14 protein-coding genes are annotated in these 18771 nt (G+C 69.2%); 4 read left to right on the top strand and 10 right to left on the bottom strand.

All coding sequences use genetic code 11. The features are described from left to right. Positions 1-124 precede the first annotated feature (124 nt). Positions 125-4720, top strand: coding sequence for a family 43 glycosylhydrolase (locus tag J7E25_RS09475; protein ID WP_214869877.1), 4596 nt, complete (start codon positions 125-127; stop codon positions 4718-4720). A gap of 136 nt (positions 4721-4856) precedes the next feature. Here J7E25_RS09475 and J7E25_RS09470 read toward each other — a convergent pair whose 3' ends face one another. Genes J7E25_RS09470 through J7E25_RS09445 form a run of 6 tightly spaced genes read right to left on the bottom strand, consistent with a single transcriptional unit; the run spans position 4857 to position 11226 of the window. Continuing rightward, positions 4857-6341 carry a cation acetate symporter gene (locus J7E25_RS09470; RefSeq protein ID WP_214869876.1) on the bottom strand — a complete coding sequence of 495 codons (1485 nt, stop codon included), beginning with the start codon at positions 6339-6341 and terminating at the stop codon, positions 4857-4859. After that, on the bottom strand, positions 6338-6757 hold the full coding sequence (locus J7E25_RS09465) for a heavy metal transporter (RefSeq protein ID WP_214869875.1): 420 nt from the start codon (positions 6755-6757) through the stop codon (positions 6338-6340). Before J7E25_RS09465 ends, J7E25_RS09470 begins: the two co-directional genes overlap by 4 nt. After that, positions 6754-7524: a LytTR family DNA-binding domain-containing protein gene (locus J7E25_RS09460; RefSeq protein ID WP_214869874.1), complete on the bottom strand. Its 771-nt coding sequence runs from the start codon at positions 7522-7524 to the stop codon at positions 6754-6756. Before J7E25_RS09460 ends, J7E25_RS09465 begins: the two co-directional genes overlap by 4 nt. Then, positions 7521-8708: a sensor histidine kinase gene (locus J7E25_RS09455; RefSeq protein WP_214869873.1), complete on the bottom strand. Its 1188-nt coding sequence runs from the start codon at positions 8706-8708 to the stop codon at positions 7521-7523. The genes J7E25_RS09460 and J7E25_RS09455 overlap by 4 nt, the downstream gene beginning before the upstream one ends. A gap of 23 nt (positions 8709-8731) precedes the next feature. Continuing rightward, on the bottom strand, positions 8732-8938 hold the full coding sequence (locus tag J7E25_RS09450) for a YbdD/YjiX family protein (protein WP_214869872.1): 207 nt from the start codon (positions 8936-8938) through the stop codon (positions 8732-8734). Then, positions 8938-11226, bottom strand: a complete 2289-nt coding sequence (locus J7E25_RS09445) for a carbon starvation CstA family protein (protein WP_214869871.1) — start codon at positions 11224-11226, stop codon at positions 8938-8940. Before J7E25_RS09445 ends, J7E25_RS09450 begins: the two co-directional genes overlap by 1 nt. A gap of 194 nt (positions 11227-11420) precedes the next feature. Here J7E25_RS09445 and J7E25_RS09440 point away from each other — a divergent pair, with 194 nt between their 5' ends. Continuing rightward, the gene (locus J7E25_RS09440; protein WP_214869870.1) at positions 11421-11894 is read left to right on the top strand and encodes an NUDIX domain-containing protein; all 474 of its coding nucleotides are present in this window, start codon (positions 11421-11423) and stop codon (positions 11892-11894) included. Positions 11895-11921: 27 nt separating this feature from the next. Here the strand turns inward: J7E25_RS09440 and J7E25_RS09435 are convergent, their stop codons facing one another. Further along, a complete protein-coding gene (locus J7E25_RS09435; protein ID WP_214869869.1) occupies positions 11922-13454 on the bottom strand; it encodes a multicopper oxidase family protein in 1533 nt (510 codons plus the stop codon). Further along, a complete protein-coding gene (locus tag J7E25_RS09430; protein ID WP_214869868.1) occupies positions 13438-13908 on the bottom strand; it encodes a hypothetical protein in 471 nt (156 codons plus the stop codon). Before J7E25_RS09430 ends, J7E25_RS09435 begins: the two co-directional genes overlap by 17 nt. Before the next feature lie 197 nt (positions 13909-14105). On the opposite strand from J7E25_RS09430, the gene J7E25_RS18330 reads away from it, so the two are divergent. Further along, complete coding sequence (locus J7E25_RS18330) at positions 14106-16163, top strand: histidine kinase (RefSeq protein WP_214869867.1); 2058 nt, start codon at positions 14106-14108, stop codon at positions 16161-16163. Next, positions 16156-16833 carry a response regulator transcription factor gene (locus J7E25_RS09420; protein WP_251038898.1) on the top strand — a complete coding sequence of 226 codons (678 nt, stop codon included), beginning with the start codon at positions 16156-16158 and terminating at the stop codon, positions 16831-16833. Before J7E25_RS18330 ends, J7E25_RS09420 begins: the two co-directional genes overlap by 8 nt. Positions 16834-16862: 29 nt before the next feature. Here J7E25_RS09420 and J7E25_RS09415 read toward each other — a convergent pair whose 3' ends face one another. Then, positions 16863-17756 (bottom strand): aldo/keto reductase, encoded by an 894-nt coding sequence (locus J7E25_RS09415; protein ID WP_251038897.1) that lies wholly within the window; start codon positions 17754-17756, stop codon positions 16863-16865. 67 nt (positions 17757-17823) lie between these two features. After that, positions 17824-18609, bottom strand: coding sequence for a metal-dependent hydrolase (locus tag J7E25_RS09410; RefSeq protein ID WP_214869866.1), 786 nt, complete (start codon positions 18607-18609; stop codon positions 17824-17826). Positions 18610-18771: the final 162 nt, after the last annotated feature.

The following is an 18771-nucleotide window of genomic DNA, read 5'->3' as shown; positions in this document are numbered from 1 at the left end:
GAGTTCAAGGGCTGCGACGCATCAACGACACAATGTTGTGCTTGCAGATTGTGAGCGATAACATCGCGCTTGTCATATCTGCGACCCCGTCCGCGATGCCGGGGCCCATCCGAAGGATTGCGCAATGAAGCACAACGTCGTTCGACGAACCCTGGCGGTGGTGACCTCCGCCCTCCTCGGCGTCTCGGTCGCGGTCACGGCCACCCAACCCGCGTTCGCAGTACCCGACGAACGTCTCGTCGCCCATTACACGCTCGACGAGACGAGCGGCGCGGTCGCCGCCGACCTGTCGGGCAACGGTCGGGACGCCACCATCGTGGGCGGCCCGACCCTCACCGGGGGCGAGGGCGTGCGGCTCGACGGGGTCGACGATCATGTGCGGCTGCCGAACAACATCCTCGCCGGCCTCACCTCCATCACCGTGAGCACCGAGGTGCTCATCCGCACGACGCAGTCCACGCCGTACTTCATCTACGGCATGGGCAACACCTCGTCGGGCACCGGCAACGGCTACCTGTTCTCCACCGGGAACGCCTACCGGTCGTCGATCGCGTCGGGCAACTGGTCGACCGAGCAGACCGTGAACAGCGGCGCGAACCTCGCGCGCGGCGTGTGGAAGACGATCACCTACACGCTCGACGACCCCTCGAACACGGCGCGGATCTACCTCGACGGCGTGCAGGTGGCGCAGAACACGAACGTGACGATCACGCCCGGTTCGATCGGGAACGGCGTCACGGCCGCGAACTACCTCGGCCGATCCGTGTACACCGCCGACCGGTACCTCGCGGGGAGCCTTCGCGACTTCCGCATCTACGACGTGGCACTCACCGCCCAGGAGGTGGCGGCGCTGCAGCCCGCCGACCAGGTCAAGGTCGACCGCGACCTCGCGGTGCTCGACCTCGGCGATCTCTCCGCCGTTCAGGGCAACCTGACGCTCCCCACGTCGGGACCGAACGGCGCCGCCATCGCGTGGGCGTCGAGCGACCCCGAGGCGGTCTCGGCGTCGGGCGTCGTCACGCGGCCCGCGGCATCCGACGGCGACGCATCCGTCACGCTCACCGCCACCGTCACTCGCGGTGGCGCCACCGGCACGAAGCAGTTCGAGGCGACCGTGATCGCCGAGGAGGACGACCAGGCCATCGTCGACGCGGCGGCCGCTGCGCTCGTGATCACGAACGTCGGCGACGTGCGCGGCAACCTCACGCTTCCCGGTGCGCCGGCCGGCACCCAGGTCGCCTGGGCGTCGCCGGCACCGGCGACCATCGCGACCGACGGCGTGGTCGTGCGCCCCGATTCCGACACCGATGTGACGCTCACCGCCACGGTCACCCGCAACGGGGCGACGGCCACGCGCGAGTTCGTCGCGACCGTGCGCGCAGCAGTGGCGCTCGAGCCGTTCGAGGGCTATGCGTTCTCCTACTTCACCGGCAACTCGATCGCCGGCGAGAACATCTACTTCGCCGCGAGCAACGGCAACAACGCGCTCGACTGGACCGAGCTCAACGGCGGACAGCCCACGCTCACCTCGAAGTACGGCACGAAGGGCCTGCGCGATCCGTTCATCATCCGCTCGCCCGAGGGCGACACCTTCTACCTGATCGCGACCGACCTCTCGATCGGCAGCGGCACCAGCTGGGACGCCTCGCAGCGCCAGGGCTCGTTGCACCTCGAGGTGTGGGAATCGCACGACCTGGTGAACTGGTCGGAGCAGCGGCACGTGAAGGTCTCGCCCGACACGGCCGGCAACACGTGGGCGCCCGAGGCGTACTACGACGAGTCGATCGGCGCGTTCGTGGTGTTCTGGGCATCGAAGCTCTACGCCGAGAACGACCCGGGTCACACCGGCAGCACCTACAACCGGATGCTGTACGCGACCACGCGTGACTTCGTGACCTTCAGCGAGCCGCAGATCTGGCAGGACGGCATGTCGCGCATCGACTCGACCGTGATCAAGGACGGTGACACGTACCACCGGTTCACGAAGGACGAGGGCGCCGGCAGCACCGGATGCAGTGACATCATCCAGGAGACGTCGACCGAGCTGCGCGCGCCTCTGACGTCGTGGACGATGATCGACTCGTGCATCGGCCGCGACGCGGGCACGAGCGCCGTCGAAGGGCCGACGGTCTTCCACTCGAACCCGGGCGACGTCAACGGTGACAAGACCTACCTCTTCGTCGACGAGTTCGGCGGCCGCGGGTACATCCCGCTCGAGACCGCCGACATCGCCACGCCCGACTGGAAGGTCGCGGCGAACTACGACCTGCCCGCGAGCCCGCGGCACGGCACCGTCCTCCCGGTGACCGCGGCCGAGCTCGAGCGGCTCACGGCCGGCCCGCCGCCGGTCGAGGCCAATGAAGACGGCGAGATCCTGCGCTACGACTTCACGGATGCCGCCGGCACGGTCGTGACCGACCGTTCGGGCAACGGCCACGACGGCACCATCGTCGGCGGAGCCGCCTGGCAGGGCGACGCGCTCACGTTCGACGGCACCGACGACTACGTCGACCTGCCCGATCACCTCCTGACGGGCGTCCAAGACGTCACGGTCGAAGCGGAGGTGAAGATCAGCCCCTCGCAGTCGGGCTCGTACTTCCTTTACGGCTTCGGCAACACCGACGCATCCGGTGTCGGTCAGGGGTACCTCTTCACGACGGGCAACAGCGCCTACCGCACGGGCATCGCGTCGGGCAACTGGACGACGGAGCAGAACGTGAGCTCGGGTTCGGCGCTGCCACGCGACAAGTGGGTGCACCTCACCTACACGCTCGAGGGCACGACCGCCCGGCTGTACCTCGACGGCGTCGAGGTCGCCAGGAACACGGGCGTGACGCTGGACCCCGGCGACCTCGGCGGCGGGAGCACGCTCGCCAACTACCTCGGCCGCTCGCTCTATAACGCCGACCCGCGCTTCCGCGGCCAGTTCCGCGAGTTCGCGCTCTACAACCGCGCGCTGAGCCCTGGCGAGGTGCTGACCCGGTCGGGCAACACCGGGGCGCTCGCCGGCGTCACGCTCGCTGACCCCTCGCAGCTGAAGGTCGCGCCGATCGTCGACGCCGCCGCACGCACGGTGGTCTTCCCGGTCGTTCCCGGCACGGATGTCGCGGCGCTCACGCCGGTCTTCGACACCGCCGACGGAGTGACGGCGTCGCCGGCCTCGGGTGACACCGTCGACCTCGGCGAACCGCTGGTGGTCACGCTGACGGCCCCCGACGGCTCGACGGCGACGTGGACGATGCAGGCGCGCGTGATGGCCAGCCCGGTGCTGCCGGGCCACTACGCCGACCCGAACATCGCGGTGTTCGGCGACACGTACTACATCTACGCGACCACCGACGGGTTCGCAGGGTGGGGCGGCAAGGAGTTCTACGTCTGGAAGTCGAAGGACCTCGTCGAATGGGAGCGCTCGGCGGAGCCCATCCTGACACTCGACGGTGCGAACGGCGACGTGCCGTGGGCGACGGGGAACGCGTGGGCGCCGACCGTCATCGAGCGCGACGGGAAGTTCTACTTCTACTTCAGCGGCCACAACGCGGCGCTCAACCGCAAGACGATCGGCGTCGCGGTCGCCGACCATCCCGAGGGTCCGTTCGTCGCGCAGCCGACGGCGATGATCACCAACGGGGAGGCGGTGAAGTCGGGGCAGGCGATCGACCCGGCCGCGTTCCACGACCCGGTGACCGGCAAGCACTACCTGTTCTGGGGCAACGGCAGCCCGCTCTACGCCGAGCTCAACGACGACATGGTGTCGATCAAGCCTGAGACCATCAAGGCGATCAGCGGCCTGACGTCGTTCCGTGAGGGCTCATTCGTCAACTATCGCGACGGGCTGTACCACCTCACGTACTCGATCGACGACACCGGCTCGGAGAACTACCGCGTCGGCTACGCCACCGCGACGAGCATCGATGGGCCGTGGACCTCCCGTGGCGTCATCCTGCAGAAGGACACGTCGCTCGGGATCCGCGGAACGGGCCACAGCTCGGTGATCAACGTGCCCGGCACCGACGACTGGTACATCGCCTACCACCGGTTCGCGATGCCCGACGGCAATGGCACCCACCGCGAGACGACGATCGACCGCATCGAGTTCGACGAGAACGGCCTCATGAAGACCGTCACGCCGACCCTCGAGAGCGTCGACCCGCAGACCGTGGTCGACCCGGAGCCGCTCGGCGTCGCGATCAGCGGCCAGGCGGAGGTGGGCCAGACGCTCACCGCCGCGGTGGCCGACCCGTGGACCGCATCGGCCTTCCAGTGGACGCGCGACGGCGAGGACATCGCCGACGCCACCGGCGTCGAGTACGTGCTCACTTCGGCCGACCTCGACGCGACGATCGGCGTCACCGTGACGGCCGGGAAACCGCTCTGGAGCCCGTCGACCGAGAGCGCCGAGGTCGGTCCGGTACGCCCGGCACCCTCGGTGCCCGCGCGGCCAGACGCGCCCAGGGTGACGGCCGGACCGGCGTCCATCACGGTGCGCTGGGAGGCGCCCGACGACGGCGGCCGGGCGATCTCGGGCTACACGATCACGCTGACCCCGCGTGGGACCGATCAGCCGACCCTCGTCAGGGAGGTCGGCGGCACCTCGGTCACGGTGACGTTCACCGGCCTGCAGCCGGGTGCGAAGTACCGCGCGACCATCGTGGCGCACAACGAGATCGGTTCGTCGCCCGTGTCGGCGCCGTCGTCGGAGGTGCTGGTGCGGAAGAAGTAGAAGCCGGGGCGGCGAGCCCTCAGCTCACCGCCCTCTTCACGAGCGCGGCGATCCTCGCCTCGACGTCGGCGGTCAACTTCGTCAGAACTGCTCGATACGCCAGGCCGGGGCGACGATGCAGGGTGCAGCTCGCGCGTCACGACCCGCTCGACGATCCGCTCACCCGAGGGAGTTCCGGGGTGTGGAGCCGGCTCAGCATCCGTTCGGTGTTCAGCGGCTTGCGGCGGTCGAGCAGCGAGACGGCGATCGTCGTCAGCGCGGCGGCGGGGATCGTCCAGGCTCCCGGTTGCGCGAGCAGCGCGGCGGCGGGGCCGGCCTGCGTCCCGAACACGGAGGATCCGATGAGCGCGGCCCCGCAGAGCGCCGCCCCGACGAGCATTCCGGCGATCGCGCCTCGAGCCGTGAGTGGACGCCACCAGATTCCGAGCACGATGACCGGCGAGAGCGCCGAGGCGGCGAAGACGAACACGTTGGCGACGGAGGTCACGAGGCCCTGGGGAACCGTCGCGAGCGCGAATCCCAGCGGCACGGCGGCGCAGACGACGGCCGCCCACCGGAAGGAGCGGACGGTGCCGTGGAAGAGGTCCTGGCTGACGACACTCGACAGCGACACGACGAGTCCCGACGACGTGCCGAGGAACGCCGCCAGGGCACCGGCGATGACCAGCGCGGTGAGCAGTTCTCCCGCAATCCCCGGGATCAGGCGCGAGGGGAGCAGGAGCGCCACGGTGTCGGCGATACCGGGTTGGGCGAGATCGGGTGCGGTGGCCCGGGCGACGAGGCCGATCGTGCCCGAGACCATGTAGAAGGCGCTGATCATGGCGATGACGATGACGGTCGTCCAGCGGGCCGAGCTCCCGGTCGGGCTCGTGTAGAAGCGCACGAGCACGTGCGGGAGGCCGATCGTGCCGCAGAGCAGGGCGAGCAGCAGCGACGCCGTCGTGTAGGCGTCGAGTCCGCTCGGACCGCGCTCGGCAGGGAAGACGAGCTCGGGGTCGATGCTGGGCTCGTGCCCGCCGATCGTGATCACGAAGAAGATGACGGGCACGAGGAGTGCGCCGAGCTTGAGCCAGAACAGGAATGCCTGCACGAAGGTGATGGATCGCATGCCGCCCGCCGCAACGGAGCCGCTGACGACGACGGCGACGACCACGGCGCCCACCCACGGCGGGATGTCGGCGACGACGTTGACCGCGAGTGCGGCACCGTGCAGCTGGGGCACGATGTAGAGCCAGCCGATGACGAGCACGAGGGCGCTCGTGATGCGGCGGGCGGTGATGGAGTCGAGGCGGGCGTGGACGAAGTCGGGGATCGTGTACGCGCCGCTTCGCCGCAGGGGAGCGGCGACGAACATGAGCACGAGCAGGTATCCGGCGGCATAGCCGATGGGGAACCAGAATGCGTCGGAGCCGGAGAGGAGCACGAGCCCCGACAGCCCGAGGAACGTGCCCGCCGACAGGTACTCGCCGCTGATGGCGGAGGCGTTCCAGATGGGACGCACCGTGCGGGACGCCACGAAGAAGTCGCTCGTGGTGCGGGAGATCCGCAGGCCGTAGACGCCGATGAGCGACGTGACCACCAGCACGAGCGCGATCGCGCCGACCGCGAGAATCGGGTTCATTCGTGCTCCACGAGGGCATTGAACCGGCGCTCGGTGCGCATCGCGGCGACCGCGAAGACCACGGCGTAGATGATGATGATCGGGTAGAAGCCGTAGGCCTGGATCAGCCACGGCAGCGGAACGCCGCCGATCGAGAGGTCGTGCAGCTCCGGTATCCGGCTGATCACGAAGGTGACGGATGCCACGACGACGACGAACGAGAGCACGCAGGCCAGCGCAAGGCGGCCTTGCGTGCGCATGAGGCTGCGGGTGAACACCGTCTCCGCCTCGCTGACCTGTGATGCCCCCACGCGCACCAATGGGTCGGCTCGATTCGACGGCTGGTCGGCGGAGCTCACTCGCTCGCGGATCGGCTTGCCCTGCCCGCGTCGAGGTTCGGCGGGCGGCCCGCCTCGCGAGGCATCCGGATCGGTCATCCTCGGCCCTCACGGGTTTGCAGGATCGCTTCGCGAACGGCGGCGATCGATCGGCGGCTGACCGGGATCTCCTCCGAGCCGACGCTGACCGAGGGGTGCGAGCCGGTGAGCTTGATCGTGGTGATGGCGTTGCGGTCGACGAGGTACGAGCGATGGACCCGGATGAAGCCAGCCTCGGCCCAGCGCAGCTCGAGGTCGGAGATCGACTCGCGGATCAGGTGGCTGCCGGTCTCGGTGACGAGTCGCGAATAGTCGCCCTCGGCCTGCACCCAGCGCACGTCGTTCCGGTGGACGACGCGGGTGATGTGCCCGACCCTCACCGGGATGCTCTCGTCGAGCGGGGCCTCCGGCTCGTTCGGCGTCTCTCGTCCGGCGATGATCCGCCCGATGGCGCGGTGCAGCCGTTCCCGCCGGATCGGCTTGAGGATGAAGTCGACGGCGGCGAAGTCGAACGCCTCGACGGCGCCTGCCTCGTCTGCGGTGACGAACACGATCGATGGCGGCTGGGTGAACCGCGACATCGCGCGCGCGAGGTCGAACCCCGAAAGCCCGGGCATGTGGATGTCGAGGAACGCGGCGTCGACCTGGTGCTCGGCGAGGAGGCGAACCGCTTCGGAACCGGAGGATGCTCGCCAGATCCCCCCGATGCGCGCATCACGTCGCAGGAGCTGTTCGAGTTCGTCGAGCACGGGCCGCTCATCGTCGGCGATGAGCACGTCGATCGTGCCGGCCGCCGCGTCGGCACCTGACTCGTCTGCGGCTGTCATCGATCGACCGGCCTTTCCGTGTCGTTGAACGGTTGCGACTTGGGGATGCGCATGCGCACCATCGTGCCCGCCCCGGGATTCGTCTCGACCACGAGGGCGTGGTCGTCGCCGTAGATGCGGCGGATGCGGGAGTCGACATTGCGCAGGCCGACGTGGTCGGTGACGTCGCCGGCGGTGAGCAGGGCCCGCAGCTCAGCCGGTTGCATGCCGACCCCGTCGTCGTCGACCGTGATCTCGGTGTGCGTGCCGTCGTCGCGCGCGGCGATGACGATGGTGCCGCCGCGTTCGCGCGGCTCGAGCCCGTGCCGAACGGCGTTCTCGACGAGCGGTTGCACGCTGAGGAACGGGATGACGGTCGCGAGCGTCTCTGGTGCGATCTGCAGCGTGACGCTCAGGCGCTCCTCGAAGCGGGCCCGCTCGAGCTCGACGTACGAATGGACGCTCTTGAGCTCCTCGGCGAGCGTGGTGAACTCGCCCTGCCGCCGGAACGAGTACCGGGTGAAGTCTGCGAAGTCCAGCACCAGATCCCTCGCCCGCTCCGGGTCGGTCGTGATGTACGACGCGATGGCACCCAGCGCGTTGTAGACGAAGTGCGGGCTGATCTGCGCGCGGAGGGCTCTCAGCTCTGCTTCGGCGAGGGCGGCGCGCGAGGTCTCGAGCTCGCCGAGCTCGATCTGTGCGCCGCACCACTTCGCGACCTCGGTGGTCGCCCGCACGAGCGGCGGGCGCACCTTGGGGGCGAAGGCGACGATCACGCCGACGACTCGGCCGTTCGCGACGACCGGCGCTCCGACTGCGGCAGGTCGTGCGTCGGAGGTCGGGGTGAGCAGTTGTCGCTGACCGGTCTCGATCACGCTCGAGGCCACCTGCCACGCGGCATCCGAGAGGCTCGGCCGCCCGTCGATGGAGACGACGCCCTGCCGGTTCGCGATGGCGATCGCGTCACTGCCGAGGAGGGAACGCAGCGCTCGCGACGCGCGGTGCAGGTCGCCGGTGTCGAGACCTCCCCGCAGGTGCACGGCCGCACGCGATGCGAGCGAGAGGGTGCGGAAGGTCGCACGCTCGGCATCACTGCCCAGGTCGCGTGAGCCGCGCATCAGTCGCCACACCAGCTGGAAAAGCAGCGTCACCGCGATGCCGATGCCGATGCCGGCGATGACGAGGGCCCACACGTCGTCGATCATGTGGGCTCCTCGTCACGTCGTCGTCAGCAGCAGCGCGCCCCCGGGTTGCGGTCCTGGTCATCCATTCTCTGCCGCCAGAACTGTCGCTCGCTCAGCGGCTGGTGTTCCTGGCCGTGATTCGAGCGGTGGTGTTCAAGATAGCGCTGATAGGAATTGTCGCCCATCAGGTCCTGGACGTACCAGGCGATGGCTCCGGGCGCACGCTTGAGGGCCTTGAGCAGCTCGGCCATCAGTGACGCACCGACTCCGGCTGCCGGTCAGCGGGGAGCGCCGCCCATTCGCGCTCGATGGTCTTCTCGGCCGTCGTGGCGATGAGTCCTGACGGAGCGAATCGGCGGGATGCCACGGGCGCATCTTCATGGTTGTCGCCCCCGCCGTTGCGCAGGGCCGTGACGGATGCGACGATCGACGAGATCAGCACGATGATCGCGAGGGTGACGAACACGATCGACAGCGTGCCCTGCACCGACGTGTTGCGAACGACCGCCTCCATCGCCTCGACGCTGGTGGCCGTGCCGAACGACGTCTCACCAGCGGCGAGGGCGTCGCGGAACGCGATGTTGTTGGCCCAGTAGCCCACTTGCGGCACGGCAGAGAAGATCTTGAACATCGACGCGGTGATCGTCACGACCGCGGCGAAGCCCAACGGCAGGGCGACGATCCAGAGCCACTTGAAGTAGCTTCTGCCGCGCTTGACGACGATCGCGAGCACGACGGCGAGCGCGATGACGGCGAGCAACTGGTTCGCGATGCCGAAGAGGGGGAAGAAGGTGTTGATGCCCCCGAGCGGATCGGTCACGCCGAGGATCAGGATGTAGCCCCATCCGGCGACCATGATCGCGGTCGAGATCCAGACCCCCGGCCGCCAGGCCGTGTTCTTGAACTTGGGGAACACATTGCCGATGGTGTCCTGCAGCATGAAGCGCGCGACACGCGTGCCGGCGTCGACGGCCGTGAGGATGAAGAGCGCCTCGAACATGATCGCGAAGTGGTACCAGAAGCCCGCCATCGCAGCGCCGCCGAGGAATTGCTGCATGATGTGCGCGAGCCCGAGTGCGAGTGTCGGTGCGCCACCGGTGCGGGAGACGATCGACTCCTCGCCGACGGCCGCGGCCGCCGAGGAGAGCATGTCAGGCGTGAGGTTCACGCCCATGAGGCCGAGCCCGTTGACGAACGCCACCGCGCCCTCGATGGTTCCGCCGGTCGCGGCGGGTGAGGAGTTCATGGCGAAGTAGATGCCCCGATCGAGGGAGATCGCGGCAACGAGCGCCATGATCGCCACGAACGACTCCATGAGCATGCCGCCGTACCCGATGAAGCGGCTCTGGCGTTCCTTCTCGATGAGCTTCGGTGTCGTGCCCGAGGCGATCAGGGCGTGGAATCCCGAGAGCGCGCCGCAGGCGATCGTCACGAACAGGAACGGGAACAGCGGACCGGAGAACACCGGGCCGAGCTCACCGCCGGCGAACTCGCTGAAGGCGGGCACCGTGATCTCGGGGCGCACGACGACGACCGCACCGGCGAGCATCACGATGACGCCGATCTTCATGAAGGTCGACAGGTAGTCGCGCGGGGCGAGCAGCAGCCAGACCGGGAGCACTGCGGCGATGAAGCCGTAGACGATGATGCCCCACGCGATGGTCGTGCGGTCGAGGTGGAAGAGCTCGGCGCCCCACGGGGTTGCGGCGACCCAGCCTCCCGCGACGATCGCGGCGATGAGCAGGACGAAGCCGATGAGCGACACCTCGGTGATCTTGCCCGGGCGCAGGTAGCGGAGGTAGACACCCATGAAGAGCGCGATCGGGATGGTCATCGAGACGCTGAAGACGCCCCAGGGGCTCTCGCCGAGGGCGTTGACGACGACGAGCGCGAGGATCGCGACGATGATGAGCATGATCAGCAGCGACGCGATCATGGCCGCGGTGCCGCCGATTCTGCCGAGCTCGTCGCGGGCCATCTGGCCGATGGTGCGTCCGCCGCGGCGCATCGAGAAGAAGAGCACGAGGTAGTCCTGCACCGCGCCGGCGAGGATGACGCCGACGATGATCCAGATCGTGCCCGGGAGGTAGCCCATCTGCGCGGCGAGCACCGGACCGACGAGGGGTCCGGCACCGGCGATCGCGGCGAAGTGGTGCCCGAAGAGCACCCGCCGATCGGTGGGCACGAAGTCCTTGCCGTCGGCCTTGACCTCGGCGGGTGTCGCGCGACGATCGTCGGGGCGAGCGATGAAGCGCTGGATCACCTTCGAGTAGAAGCGGTAGGCGATCAGGTAGCTGCACACGGCCGCGAAGACGAACCAGATCGCGTTCACGGTCTCGCCGCGCACGATGGCGATCATCACCCACGCGATCCCGCCGAGCAGGGCGACCGCCGCCCACAGGAGTGCTTTCGGCCAGGTCCACTTGCCCTCGCGTCTGAGCTCGTGCTCCGGCACCGCCGTGGGCGGAAGACTCGGATCAGGTTGGAGCTCGTCGCTGGATTCGGCTTCGATCGTCGTTCGCTGCAGCTCTGACGTCATGGGGATCCTCCTCGGGTCGCATCGTTGCGTACGGTCACCGTAGGAGCGATCCCGGGCGCCGAAATGCCGAGAACGGTCAATGGTCGCGTTGTGCGACAGGCGGTCGATTTCCGCGACGAACGGACGACCAACGCGACTTCCTGGCACCTCGTATCCATTCCCGATGATGGCGCCGGCTTCGTTAGGGTGGCGCCATGGCCACCCCCGACTTCGTACTCGAACTGCGCCGCCATGTCGGCACTCGACCGCTCGCGCTCGCCGGAGTGACGGCGGTGATCCTCCGTGGTGACGAGGTGCTGCTCGGCCGCCGCTCCGACAACGGCGCGCTCACGCCGATCACGGGCATCGTCGACCCCGGCGAGGAGCCGGCGGATGCCGCGCGCCGCGAGGCGCTCGAGGAGGCGGGCGTGCGCATCCGCGTCGATCGCCTCGCGTGGGTGCACCAGATTCCGCGCATCACGTACGAGAACGGCGACGAGGCCGACTACCTCGACCTCACGTTCCGCTGCACGTGGCTCGGGGGCGAGCCGTATCCCGCCGACGGCGAGATGACCGAGGTCGGCTGGCACCGGCTCGACGAGCTCGGCGAGGTGGGGGAGGAGCAGCGGCGGCGCATCCTGACTGCCCTCGACGATCGCGGCGAGGCTCGGTTCGAGGGAGGCGTCTGAGCACTCGCCGGATGCCGCGGCCGCGTGTCACTCGGGCCGGTTGCCGGCGGCGCCGTTGATGGTGAACGGCGTCGAGACGCCCTCGTACATGAGGTGGGCGACGAGGCCGTCGACCGCGTGCGCGAGCGTGTGGCAGTGGTCGCTCCAGATGCCCGGGTTGTCGGCGACGAAGGCGATCTCGTACGACTCACCGGGGTGGAGGTCGAGGGAGTCGACCCACCAGGGGCTGCCGGATGCCGCGTCGCCGTCGCGTGAGAGCACGACGACGTGGTGCCCGTGCAGGTGCATGGGGTGCACGTCGCCCGAGTCGTTGACGATGCGCATCACGACGACGTCGCCCTCGCGAACGTGGAACATGGGCACGTCGGGGAACATGCGTCCGTTGATCGTCCAGAAGTTGCCGGGGCGACCGTCGATGAGGCCGAAGCGCCGCGCGATGACGTAGTCGAACGAGCGGTCGGCTGACGCCGGGTCGAACGACAGCGGGGTGGGCGTGCCGTAGGCGAGCAGGTCGAGGGTCTCCGCGGGCTGCGGAGTCGGCGGAGCGGATGCCTCGGGGTCGCCGATCAGGATGCTGCGCGCGCCGCCGACGTGCAGCCGCACCGCATCGCCCTCGGGAGGAGCCTGCACCGCGACATCCGCTCGCCCGCCGGCCGGGATGAGCAGCCGCTGCCCGTCGACGTCGGTCGGCTCGTTCACGTCGTGCCCGTCCGTGGCGAGCACCCGGAACGGCGCTGCCGACCACACGGCGGCCGTGCCCTGATCGGTGTTGATCACGCGGACCCGCACGGTCGCACCAGGTGCCGCGTCGACGTGCTCGTCCGAGACCCGGCCGTTGAGCGTGTGCTGCCCGCCGTAGACGTGCAGCAGTGCGGTGGCCTCGAGGTCGGCCGCGGCATCCGTCGGCGACGCCGGCTCGATCACGATCGCGCCGAGCAGGCCGCCCTCGACCTGCTCGTGCGACACCTGGTGCGAGTGGTACCAGTACGTGCCGGCATCCGTCGCCTCGAAGCGGTAGACATGACGGCCGCCGACGGGCACGGCGTCCTGTGTGATGCCCGCGACGCCGTCGGCCGCGTTCGGCACGTCGATGCCGTGCCAGTGCAGCGTCGCGCCGTCGGTCACCGACTCGTTCACGAACGTGACCTCGACGAGGTCGCCCTGCCGCGCCCGCAGCTCGGGTCCGGGTGACGTGCCGTTCACGGTATAGCCCTCGATCGCCCGTCCGCCCGGCACGTCGACCGTGTCTTGACGAGCGACGAGCTCGACGCGCACGTCGGCGGGCCGTTCGGGATCGGCTGTCAGCGAGGTCACGTCGACCTCATTCACATTCACAGCGCCGGTGCTTCCGGATGCCGCGGACGGGTCCGCCCCGCTCGTTCCGTGCTCCGCGTGGCCGTCGTGGCCGGCATACCCGTCGCCGCTGTGCCCCTCGCCCATGGCCATCACCGAGTACTCGCCGAGCAGCGTGGAACTCCAGGCGAGGGCGCCGGCGCCGAGCGCGGTCGTGACTGCGACGCCGATCGCCACCCCCCGAAGGAGCTCACGCCGCGACGGCATCGGAGGTCGCCTCCTCAGCGCGCGTGCGCGACGGCGTGCGCCGCATGCGCAGCGCGGCGATCACCGCGGCGAGCACGATCGCGAGCGCGTTCGCACCGTGGATGAGGCCCAGGTAGGGCACGTCGGTGATCGAGACGCCGAGCGTGACCTGCAGTGACACCAGGCCGAGTGTGATCGCGGCCCACAGCTTCGCCCCTCGCACCCGCACGAAGAACGAGACGACGAGCAGCGCGACGGCGATGAGCGGGATGACGACGCCGCCCACGATCCCATGGATCCAGAAGCCGAGCTCGCCGGAGCCCCCGGCCCCGCCACTCTCGAGGAGCGCCTTGTCGACGACGTCACCGTTCGACACGCGGTTGAGCACGCCGCCGAACGCGAAGGCGATGGCGGCGGCCTGCACGACGACGCCGCCCGCGATGATCCAGGCCAGGCCTGCGTAGATCTTGCGCATGATGTCTCTCCCTGTTCGTGCGGCGCCTGGTCGCGGCATCCGCTCGACCCTCACCCTCTCGGTCGGGCGCGGATGCCGGAACGCAGCAGACCCGACCTCGCATGGCGGAGTGCCGCACATTCGATGGGGGCTAGCCGCTAAGGGCGGCCGGGGGTGACCCTCTCCCGCGAAACGCCCGGGAGGAGGACCATGGGACTGTGGAACGAAGATGGGTGTGCCTTGCGGTGCTCGGCCCGATCGGGGTCGCGTCACTCGTCTACATCGTCGTCGTCCGCGGATTCGTCGAGGGCGACGCCGATCACGGTCTCGCCTGGCCCTTGCTCGGCGCTCTGCCGTTGTTCGTGTTCGGCATGTGGTTGCTCACGGTGTCGTCGTCGCGCACCGCGGTGCTCGTCGCCCTCGCCGCCACCGCGATGCTCGCCGGCTCGGCCTACGAGACCTTCGTGCAGCGGAACATCGAGCTCCTCGGAGAGCCGTGGTTCCCGCTCTTCAACGTGGTGGGGCTCACCGCCGACGCGGTGGCCACCTCGGCGCTGCTGATCGTGTTCGCCACGTTCCCCGACGGTGTGCCCGAGCGGCGCTGGCAGCGGATGGCCGTCGTCTTCCTGTGGACGCCGATGCTCGTCGGGCCGCTGACCCTGCTCACGACTCCGCATGTGGTGATGCCGCCGTACATCGGCATCAGCGGCGACGCGCTCCCGAACCCGTACGCGGTGCCGTGGCTCGAGTGGGCGGCCACAGCCGTGCACTACCTCGTGTACCAGCCGTCTCCGGCTGTATTCCTCGGGCTCGCGGTGCTCGGCTTCCGTGCGCTGTTCGGCGAACCCCGGGTGCGAGCTCGCACGCGGGTCATGGCCATCACGGTCACCGCGTGCCTCGTGGCGTTCAGCCTGTGGACCTTCCTTCCGGGCCTCGTGCTCGTCGAGTTCGGCGTCTACGCGTCCCTCATCGCGCTGCCGATCGCTGCGATCCACGGCATCTTCCGTTATGGCGCCTTCGACATCGCCCCCGGCGACCGGGGCCGCCTCGTCGCGCGTTCCTCGAACCTGCTCATCACCGTGGTGTACGCCATCGGCGTGGCCACCCCTGCCGTGCTGCTTTCCGATCGACTCCGGGTCGTGCCTGCCGTGCTCATCACGACGCTGGCGGCCGTGGGCCTGCTGCCCGCTCGCACGTGGATGCAACGGTGGATCCACCGCGCGCTCTTCGGCGACCGCGACCGCCAGCTCCTCATGCTGGGCGAACTCGGCGCGCGCCTCGAGCAGGCCGTCGAGCCTCGTGAGCTGCTCACCCGGCTGGCCGAGGCGGTGCGCGAGGGGCTCGGCGCGTCGTGGGTGCGGATCCGGCTGGCGTCGGCGGATGGCGCGCTCGCCGCGTCGCCCGAGGGCGTCGCCGGTGAGGTGGCTGGGGCCGGCGAGCCGGTCGAGACGTGCGACCTCGTGCGCGGCGACGAGCGGCTCGGACGCATCGAAGTGGGCGCGCGTCGCCGCGGGGAGTACGGCGATGCCGAGCGGATGCTGCTGCGCACCGTGGCCGGCCAGGCTGCGGCATCCGTGGCAAACGTGCGGCTCACCGCGCAGCTCGCGGAGCAACTCGACGAGTTGACCGCCTCTCGCGAGCGCCTCGTCGCCGCACAGGACGACGAGCGCAAGCGCCTCGAGCGGGACCTGCACGACGGCATCCAGCAAACCGTGGTGGCGCAGATCGCCGGACTCCGCCTCGCCCGCAACCGACTGCAGCGCGGGGAGCTCACGCCCGAGGAGCTGACGGAATTGCAGGACCAGGCCCGGGAGACGCTCACCGACCTGCGCGAACTCGCCCGCGGCATCCACCCGCCCGTGCTCAGCGACAACGGCCTCGTGGCCGCGGTCGAGTCGAGCGTGGCGAGGTTCCCGATCCCGCTGACCGTCGAAGCGGACGACGGTGTGCGCGCCGAGCGATTCCCCGCTGACGTGGAGACGACGGCGTACTACGTCGTGCGGGAGGCGCTCGCGAACACGGCGAAGCACGCGAATGCGACCCGCGCCGCAGTGGGGCTCGAGCGAAGTAACGGCCACTTGCGGATCGCGATCAGCGACGACGGGGACGGCATCGGCACGCTCGCGGCGGCGAATGCATCGCGTGGCGGCCTGGCGAACATCCGCGACCGGGTGGCGGCGCTGCGGGGTACGGTGAGCGTCTCGGGCAACCACCCGTCGGGCACGACCGTGCTCGTCGACCTCCCCGTCGAGCGAGAGGCAGATCGCGTTGAGTGAACAGGGCATGCTGCGGGTCGTGATCGCCGAGGACAACTACCTGGTGCGCGAGGGAGTTCGTCGCCTGCTCGAGGACTCCGGCGAGATCGACGTGGTCGCCGGCACCGGCAACGCGACCGAGTTGCTCGACGCCGTGCGGCGCCTCAACCCCGACGCAGTGCTCACCGACATCCGGATGCCGCCCGGCCACCACATGGAGGGCATCGAGGCGGCCCGCGCGATCCGCACCGCGCACGCCGAAACGGGCGTGGTGGTGCTGTCGCAGCACGCCGACGAGAGCTACGCGCTCGCCCTCTTCGCCGACGGATCGGCCGGGCTGGGCTACCTGCTGAAGGATCGCATCGGCGATCTCGAAGACCTCGTGCACGCCCTCCGTGAGGTGCGCGCGGGCGGTTCCGTCATCGATCCGCAGATCGTCGACACGCTCGTGCGCCGCCGGAGCGCGGGCGCGACGAGTCCGCTCGCGGCCCTGTCGCCGCGCGAGCTCGATGTGCTGCGTGAGATGGCGCAGGGCCGCACGAATGCGGGCATCGAGCAGTCGCTCTACCTCTCGTCATCCACCGTCGAGAAGCACGTCAACGCGATCTTCACCAAGCTCCGCCTGCCCGAGACGGGCGTGCATCGCCGTGTCGCCGCAGTGCTCGCCTTCCTGCAGACCGACGGCGGGTAGCCCGCGACCCGCTGGAGGCGAGGTGCGAGCTACGCCTCGGGGATGGTGAGCGCGAAGGTCTCCGTCGTGATGTCGGCGGGGTTCGGTCCGCCGCGCACGCCGGTGTCGAGTCGGTCGATCGCCTCGAGCTCCGGCGAAGCGAGCTCGAAGTCGAACACGTCGAAGTTCTCCGCGATTCGCTCGGCACGCACCGACTTCGGGATGGCCGAACGGCCCTGCTGCAGATGCCAGCGCAGCATCACCTGTGCCGGTGTCTTGCCATGGTTCACGGCGATGCCGCCGATCACGTCGTCGTCGAGCGTTCCCTTGCCCTCACCGCGGTAGAACGTGATGCCGCCGATCGGCGACCACGCCTGCGTCAGGATGCCGTGCGCGGCATCCGCGGCCCTGACCTCGGGCTGCGAGAAGTACGGATGCACCTCGACCTGGTTCACCGCCGGCACCACCGAGGTCTGCTCGAGCAGCGACGCGAGGTGGTCGGGCATGAAATTGCTCACGCCGATCGCACGCACGCGCCCGTCGGCGAGCAGGCTCTCGAGCGCTCGGTACGCCTGCACGGTCGCATCGAACCGCTTCGGCATGGGCTGGTGCAGGATGAACAGGTCGAGCGCGTCGACTCCGAGCTTGCGCGTGCTCTTCTCGAAGGCGTGCAGCGTCTCGTCGTAGCCGTAGTCGCTGATCCACACCTTCGTCTCGATGAAGATCTCCGAACGGTCGAGGCCCGAGCGCCGAATACCCTCGCCGACCTCGCGTTCGTTCAGGTACGCGGCGGCGGTGTCGATGTGGCGGTACCCGATGCGGAGAGCGGATGCCACGGCCTCGACGGTCTCGTCTGGCGGCGTCTGGAACACGCCGAAGCCCAGCGCGGGCATCGTGATTCCGTTGTTCAGGGTCAGTGAGTTCAGCGTCGCTGTTTCAGTCATCTGTTCGAAGCTACGCGCACTAGCGGAAACGAGGGAGGACCTCTCAGTACACGTCAGCGCGACACGCCTACAGGATGCTCAGCAGGTCGACGCCGAAGCCGCGGAGGGCTTCGTGAGCAAGACCGTAGACGCAGTAGAGGGCGAGCACGAAGCCGAGGAGCATCTCCCTCACGGACCCGGCGTTCCCGAGAACCGGCATGGTGATGTAGCCGTTGGCCATCCAGACGCGGTTCATCACGGGCACTGTCTTCAGCGCCTCCGGGGGCTTCGGAACCCAGGGCCAGAGAAGTCCAGGCAGGCCGCCGGTCGTGAGGAAGTCGCCGGCAAGGTGCACCGCATATCCGAGCGTGACGGCGATCGGGAACCAGGCCAGCTGGTGTGGGGCGAAGAACACGATGAGTGCGCCGGCAATCGCCCCGAGAATCCACGCCGTGAGCCACGATTCCACGAGGTCTCGGGCTTTCAGCGCGAAACACACCAGCGCCATCGTCGCGATTCCAGGCCCGATTGCGAAGGTGCCGAGGTTCTCGGTCGTCATCGTGACGTGGCCGAGCGCGAACGACGCGAGAGCGACGGCGGCGACCGCGAGAACCGAGTGCGCCCCGTGCCGGTGACCGCCCGTGGCTGCGCCCACCGCGCCCGCGGCCAGTGACCCGACGATGGGGACGGAGTGTGCGATGGTCGCGTTGTGGTGGTCGGCGTCGGGCAGGAGCGCCGCTCCAGCGCAGACGAGGGAGCCGGCGATCACGCCGACCGAGTCGAGGGGGTAGTACCCCGTTGTGACGTACGGCATCGCCGCGGTCGCTGCGATCCATGCTGCAGCTCCGCTCGTGGCGTGATTGACGCCCATCATCTCGGCTCGGTCTCCTCGTGCTCGGGGTTCGGGTTCGGGTTCCGTCTGAGCGTACGGATCACCGAGGACATGAGCCGCCGGTGATGACGTCGAAGCAGATTCGGTTGCAGCGCCGCTCGCCGCCGCGAGCTGTTTCGCGTAGATTCGCGCTGGCGCTACCCC

It is taken from the genome of Agromyces sp. ISL-38, assembly GCF_018613935.1.
Taxonomy (GTDB): domain Bacteria; phylum Actinomycetota; class Actinomycetes; order Actinomycetales; family Microbacteriaceae; genus Agromyces.
The sequence above is the reverse complement of the archived record's forward strand: the minus strand, read 5'-3'. Positions and strand labels throughout refer to the sequence as shown.

What these genes read in the sequence shown, in the direction of transcription:
- J7E25_RS09475 (WP_214869877.1), top strand. Translation starts at nt 125, where the DNA reads ATGAAGCACAACGTCGTTCGACGAACCCTGGCGGTGGTGACCTCCGCC.
- J7E25_RS09470 (WP_214869876.1), bottom strand. Translation starts at nt 6,341, where the DNA reads ATGAACCCGATTCTCGCGGTCGGCGCGATCGCGCTCGTGCTGGTGGTC.
- J7E25_RS09465 (WP_214869875.1), bottom strand. Translation starts at nt 6,757, where the DNA reads ATGACCGATCCGGATGCCTCGCGAGGCGGGCCGCCCGCCGAACCTCGA.
- J7E25_RS09460 (WP_214869874.1), bottom strand. Translation starts at nt 7,524, where the DNA reads ATGACAGCCGCAGACGAGTCAGGTGCCGACGCGGCGGCCGGCACGATC.
- J7E25_RS09455 (WP_214869873.1), bottom strand. Translation starts at nt 8,708, where the DNA reads ATGATCGACGACGTGTGGGCCCTCGTCATCGCCGGCATCGGCATCGGC.
- J7E25_RS09450 (WP_214869872.1), bottom strand. Translation starts at nt 8,938, where the DNA reads ATGGCCGAGCTGCTCAAGGCCCTCAAGCGTGCGCCCGGAGCCATCGCC.
- J7E25_RS09445 (WP_214869871.1), bottom strand. Translation starts at nt 11,226, where the DNA reads ATGACGTCAGAGCTGCAGCGAACGACGATCGAAGCCGAATCCAGCGAC.
- J7E25_RS09440 (WP_214869870.1), top strand. Translation starts at nt 11,421, where the DNA reads ATGGCCACCCCCGACTTCGTACTCGAACTGCGCCGCCATGTCGGCACT.
- J7E25_RS09435 (WP_214869869.1), bottom strand. Translation starts at nt 13,454, where the DNA reads ATGCCGTCGCGGCGTGAGCTCCTTCGGGGGGTGGCGATCGGCGTCGCA.
- J7E25_RS09430 (WP_214869868.1), bottom strand. Translation starts at nt 13,908, where the DNA reads ATGCGCAAGATCTACGCAGGCCTGGCCTGGATCATCGCGGGCGGCGTC.
- J7E25_RS09415 (WP_251038897.1), bottom strand. Translation starts at nt 17,756, where the DNA reads ATGACTGAAACAGCGACGCTGAACTCACTGACCCTGAACAACGGAATC.
- J7E25_RS09410 (WP_214869866.1), bottom strand. Translation starts at nt 18,609, where the DNA reads ATGATGGGCGTCAATCACGCCACGAGCGGAGCTGCAGCATGGATCGCA.